We start from the raw sequence: 2225 nt of genomic DNA, 5'->3' as shown, positions 1-2225 counted from the left end.
AGAGGTGGCGCTGTTTGAGTTCCTTCAACCGCGGGCAAAGATCAAAACCAAGCAAACGGGCATGTGACATGGCAAAGTCGGTGTAGCCATGGGTATCCACAGCAAGCTGGCTGGTCTCCAGCTTTTCTTGGCGGATGACACCTTCAATGGCCACGCCCGCCTGGCGCTCATTGAGCACAAAGGGCTGCGCATGGAAGATGCCCCACCGGTCTTTTACATGGGAGTAGATTCCAATGGAAGGTGTGTTGCGCCGAGGATCAAGCCGGGCTTGCCACACCCGTTTGGTGGTCTCCATGCTCATCATGTCAGAAGATGCCAAATCGGACCGCCCCCAGGTGGCGGCAATCGGGTGTCGCTGCATGAATTCCAGCACAGCCTGGCAGGCCTGGCTCAGACGCCGTTCGTCCCGCGCCCAGCGCATGGCCTGGCGAATGCTGGTGGCAGACAATTGCGGAATCATGCGCGCGCATTCGACCGCAGTCAGACTGGTGCCGTGGGCCATGATGCCGGCATAGACCATCAGCAGCTCGTCGGTAGAGCGCGGCTCACGTCCGAGCATGATCCAGCTAAAGCGCACCTGGGCGTCAACGGCCAGAATCACTTCCGGCAATTGAACCTCACCGATGCGGTGATCCAAAGCCGCGCGCAGCTTGGTCACTTCTGGGTCTTCGTCCTCTGCGGGCAATGGCGACAAATGGAGTTCATCATCCACGCGCAGTACGCCACTGCGGGCTGCAGCGGCCACCGCATCGACACCGGCAGTTACTCTGGCCAGCAAAGGCTTCAAGAAAGTGGCAGCCTTGCTGGGTAACGATAGACGGGCATAGTGTTTCTTGGACTCTGCCTGCCAACGCTCGTCCGTGAAGAACAAGCGCGCACGACCCCGAAAGCTCAGGCTGTGCTCAATCCAGACCGAGCCATTGCGCACCGCGCGGCGCAGGGCAAACAGGGTGGCCACCTCCAACGCCTGAAACGCCCGTTCCCGGTCTGGGCTGGAGATCGAAACCTGCCAGATCATTCCCAGACTTGGTGCCACCACTTCAACTGGCAGCTTTCTGGATCCTTTGAGATATAAAGCTTGCAGCTTGGCAAGGTACTCGATGGCAGGATGCTCGCCGGTGGCCTGCCAGGGCAGCTTTGCAATGGCGACGAGCAACGACCGCACGGGGCGAATTCCATCAATCAATCCCTCGCGGACCAGGGAGGCCCTGCTCGGTGGTTTGCGTTTCTGGGTTTCGGTGATCAAGGCTTCAAGACGGGCACGCAACTCAGCATCTGGCACCGCACCTTGCGCGCTCAAGGCAACAAGTTCGCCGAGCAGCGTTTTGTACATTGCGGCCCAATTGACGGTAGCGGGGACATCGGCGGCAGCCTGACGCCACAGATCGGCGATCCGGCGCTGCACCATAAGGATCAACTGGTCTGTGGTGGTGAACAGGCAATACCGAAGAAAGCATGCGACCTCCACGGTGCGCGCTGGCTCTTTGATCTTGGCTCCGGCTGAGGGCGGCCTGGAGACAAGTCGGCGCGCGTAGCGGCGCAAGATGAGATCGGGGATGTCTGCCAGGTGCTTATGAACGTCCAGCGTGTAAAGCAGGTCGATGCGCTCCAGTACCTCGCTGATTTGGCGGGTTGAGTGTTTCGCCGGTGCAGCCCATAGCCAACTCTGCTGGGTTTGTCCATCTGGGCGCAGCTCTGAAACTGAGGCTCGCCAGCGATCAAGTGTTGCTGGATCAACGCTGGCGGCGATGGCGGTGCCTGTTTCAACTTCAAGCTGGGCAAGTGCCGCCGCAATCAGTGTCCGAATTGCCCGCTCGTGCACGATCACCAGCTTGTTCTTGTACAGCCATTGACGCGCCCGCACGAGTACTGGAATTACCCGAAAGGCACCGAGCAAACGCCCACTCATGCGCAGGAAACCAATATGGAGCGCCAGACCAAGCTTGTGGGAATCACCTCGGCGTGCATTGATTGCGTCGCGCTCGGCACCATCGAAGGTGAAAAATGCCTTCATCTCGAAGTCGCTGATATCGCGGGGGAGCCCACGCATCCCCAAAAACGTTGTGTGCCAACCCTGCATCGTGAACCTCAAAAGTGGGAGGCCACCATACCCGTTTACAAAGCGAACAGGAAAGTCAATGAAATCAACGGTCTACCCAGACCACCCCCGCGCCAGTGCTAGCTTTGCGTACCGTCACTTATTGCACTGAAAACGAGGAGACCCC

The 2225-nt window shown here is 59.1% G+C and carries 1 protein-coding gene; it reads right to left on the bottom strand.

From position 1 onward, the window contains the following. Nucleotides 1-2080 (bottom strand): Tn3 family transposase (locus Q9R47_RS24245; protein WP_311235653.1); only part of this gene is annotated, 2080 nt, incomplete at its 3' end. Nucleotides 2081-2225: the final 145 nt, after the last annotated feature.

Source organism: Acidovorax sp. PRC11 (assembly GCF_031844105.1).
Taxonomy (GTDB): domain Bacteria; phylum Pseudomonadota; class Gammaproteobacteria; order Burkholderiales; family Burkholderiaceae_C; genus Paracidovorax.
Note: the sequence above shows the minus strand (reverse complement) of the source record. Positions and strands in the feature narration are given on the sequence as shown.